1 protein-coding gene is annotated in these 3,875 nt (G+C 66.5%); it reads right to left on the minus strand.

Going from position 1 to position 3,875, the window contains the following annotated elements; translation table 11 throughout:
- Positions 1 to 35: 35 nt before the first annotated feature.
- The coding region (locus tag QOC89_RS02665; protein ID WP_323043603.1) for a DEAD/DEAH box helicase at positions 36 to 3,875 on the minus strand (3,840 nt) is incomplete at its 5' end.

The following is a 3,875-nucleotide window of genomic DNA, read 5'->3' on the forward strand; positions in this document are numbered from 1 at the left end:
AGGCCGGCCCGTCTCGACGAGCTGGCGTGGCTCGATCAATAACGTCTCGCAAGCCGCAAACGGGCCTGGGTCTTTGCTTCCATGTCGGTGCCGAGCGTGGGCAGAAAATTAAAGTCGCCGGCAACAAGTGTGGCGACCACGATGCCGTCGCGAAACAGCAGGCGGTTGCCGGCCACCGACGGTACCTTGTCGCCGGTCAGCAAGGTGCCGGCGAGATTGAGCGGATCGGTCGCCGAGACGCACACCCAGACACCATCGTGTGCATGCCGGCGCACTTCGCGCAGCAAGGGGATCGCCTCGGGCAACGCAAATTGCTCCCCTGCGAGCCCGTTGACGAAGCGCCCGCCACGCACCTGGCCCCGCGCCTCGAGTCGCTGGAAGACCCGCAACAGGTCGCGCCATGGCGGCAGCCATTCGGCTTCGCGTTCGAGCAGGCGCCAGAACACGACACCGTAGCGGCGCAGCAGCGTCATCGCGATGTGTTCGAGTATCTCCGGTGCGAGCGGCGCACGCCGTCCGTTGACGGTGAGCGCGGGCCTGCGGCCGTTTTCGCTGCCATGGTGGTCGCCGTTGCCGCTTTCGGTTTCCGCTTTCGCCGGCCGTTTGATGAGCGCCCAGCGTCCTGCGTCGTCCATGCCGCCGATCAACGCACTCGACCTGACGCGCCGGCTGCCCGAATAGGCACTGCGTTTGGCGACCGGCTTCAGCAACGCCCGCAAGCCGGCGAAACTGTCGGAATTCACGAGGCCCGCGGCAACCAGTTCGCCCAGCGCGCTCTCCAGTTCCATGCGCAAGCCGCCGACCTCGGTCAGCAATTCGTCGAAGAACATCGCGCCATGTTGCGCTAACGTGTCATGGACGCTTTGCGCGCGAGCCGATAGCTCGGGTTGTTTCGACGGATCGAGCAGCGCGTGCCACTTGCGCACCTGAGCACGCGGCAAAAGCACGATCGGCGTGCTGCGCACCGGTCCGGCGGCAGCGCGTGCCCGCTCGGTCAGACGCGTCCAGACGATCTTGCCGGCACGGCATAGTTCGTCGAGCGAAACGTTTGCGTATGCCTTCACGCGCGCCGGCAGAATGTCTTCTTCCCATGCACCTGCAGCGGCCTGAAAACCCTCCATTTGTTCGAGTACGGCGGCCAGCGCGTCTCGTCCCTCGCTGCGGGTGTCCGGTGTCAGATGCTGCCACTCGAACAGAAAACGCATGAAGTCGTGCCGTTCCACCGGCTCGATCTCGCGCCGCAGGCGTTTCACCGTGTAACGGTGAATCCGCGCCAGCAAATGACGCTCGCACCATTCTTCTTCGATGGCGCCCGGCGAGAAGCGGCCGCGCATCACGTAGCCTTCCGCTTCGAGACGCGTCAGCGCGTGTTCGACCGATGCCGCCGGCAACTTCAGCGCCTCCGCGATCACGCGCATCGGCAGCGGGCCGAAGCCGGTCAGCCGGGCGCGCAGCACGTCGAGCAATGCGTCGTCCGCGCTCCACGTGTCGGTGTAGCCTTTCGGCGCGCTGAGCGGCGGTTCGAACGGGGCGTCGGGGTAGAGCGCCTGGAAACAGGTCAGACGCTCGACGGGCAGCCACAGCGCCTCGTCGGCCGCGAGCCGCAGCAGCGTCGCACGGCCCGATTCGGCGAGCGACGCAAGCCATGCCGGCCAGCCTTCGCTACCGCGCGCCTCGGCCTCGGTGAGGCAGGCAAGGCCCGTGAGCGCCTCATGCATCTCGTCGACGCCGCGCGCCTGCGGCCATGCTTCGTCGCGCACGCTGTCGATCGCGTCGGCATCGAGCGCGCCGAGGTCGTCGGCGCTGGACGGATCGGTCCAGCGCCGGTTCAGCACGGCTTGCGTGCGGCGTTCCTCGATCGGGGCGTCGTCGAGATAGGCGTAGGGCTTGGCGTTGAGGATTTCGGCGGCAAGCGGCGAGGGCGCCGGCAGATCGCGCGCGACCAGTTGCACGTCGCCCTGTTCGATACGGCGCAGCAACGCAATCCAGCTTTCGCTGTCCATCGCTTCGTGCAGGCAGTCGTCGACGGTCTGGTCCACTAACGGATGATGCGGCAGTTCGCGCTCGCCGACGACGTTTTCCAGACACGCGGCCTGGTCGGGAAACACGCTCGTCAGCAGATCCTCGCTGCGCATGCGCTGCAATTGCGGCGGCGTCTTGCGCCCGCCGGTATAACGCGGCAGGCCGAGCGCGGTGGTCGCGTTCCAGCGCCAGCGCACGCCGAACAATGGCGCGTCGAGCAGCGCCTGGATCAGCAGATGTTCGGCGCTGTTCGAATGCAGGTAACGCCATACGTCGTCGAGGACGAACGAATGGCTGCCCGTCAGCGACAACACGATCGCGTCTTCCGTCGCGGCGGCTTGCAGTTCGAAGTTGAAGGTCCGGCAAAAACGCTTGCGCAGCGCGAGACCCCATGCGCGGTTCACGCGGCTGCCGAACGGCGCGTGAATCACGAGTTGCGTGCCGCCGGATTCGTCGAAGAAACGCTCCATCACGAGCGTGTTTTGCGACGGCAGTACGCCGAGCGCGGCGCGTGCCCGGGCGAGATAGTCGACGATCTGGCGGGCGGCGGCTTCGTCCAGACCCAGGGTGTCGATGAGCCAGTCGATTGCGCGTTGGAGACGCGCGGGCATGACTTCGGTGTCGGCGTCGATACCGGCATGGGCATGGGCATCTCCATCGGCCTCCTGCCCATCTAACAGACGCCCAATCTGCTCCCGCAAGCGCGCTACGCCGAACGACAATTCATCGCTGCGCCCCGGTGCCTCGCCGAGCCAGAACGGAATATTCGGCGGCTGCCCCTGCGCGTCCTCGACCCGCACGCGGCCGCTCTCGATACGCAGAATCCGGTACGACGCATTGCCGAGTTGAAACACATCGCCGGCCAGACTCTCGACCGCGAAATCCTCGTTGACGGTGCCGATATTGATCGCCTGCGGTTCGAGCACCACCGCGTAGTCGGCGTTCTCGGGAATCGTGCCGCCCGAGGTGACGGCAACGAGTTTGCCGCCGCGCCGCCCACGCAAGGTGCCGCTCACCACGTCGCGATGAATATAGGCGCCACGCGGACCGTTGCGGCTCGTATAACCTTCGGCGAGCATGCGCAGCACGCTGTCGTATTGCTCGCGTTCCAGATCGGCGTAGGGTGCCGCGCGCCGCATCATCTCGAACAGCGCCGCTTCGTCCCACTCGGCGCTCGATACTTCAGCGACGATCTGTTGCGCGAGCACATCGAGCGGCGCGCGCGGAATCCGCAGCGCGTCGAGTTCGCCGCGCCGCACGCAGTCGAGCAATGCCGCGCATTCGATCAGATCGTCGCGCGAAGCCGGAAACAATCGCCCCTTCGGCATGCCGCCGACATGGTGGCCCGAGCGTCCCACCCGTTGCAGGAACGGCGCGATGGCGCGCGGCGAACCCATCTGGCAGACCAGATCGACGTCGCCGATATCGATGCCCAGTTCCAGCGACGCGGTGGCGATCAGCACGCGCAGATCACCCCGTTTCAGACGTTGTTCGGCGTCGAAACGATGCTCCTTGGCGAGACTGCCGTGATGCGCGGCGACGGCTTCCTTGCCGAGCCGTTCGGTCAGATGGCGCGCGGCGCGCTCGGCCATGCGGCGCGTGTTGACGAAAATCAGCGTAGTGCGATGCAGCGCGACCAGTTCGGCGAGGCGGTCGTAGACGCGCTCCCACACCTCATTGGGCATGACCGCTTCGAGCGGCACGGGCGGAATCTCCAGCGCGAGATCGCGCTCGCGGATGTGACCCACGTCGATGATCGCGCAGTCCGCGGGAACGCCGCTATCGATGCTCACGCCGCCGACCAGAAAGCGTGCGACCGCGCCGACGGGCTTTTGCGTGGCGGAGAGGCCGAT

Origin of the sequence: Paraburkholderia sp. (assembly GCF_034668105.1) — a bacterium.
GTDB lineage: Bacteria > Pseudomonadota > Gammaproteobacteria > Burkholderiales > Burkholderiaceae > Paraburkholderia.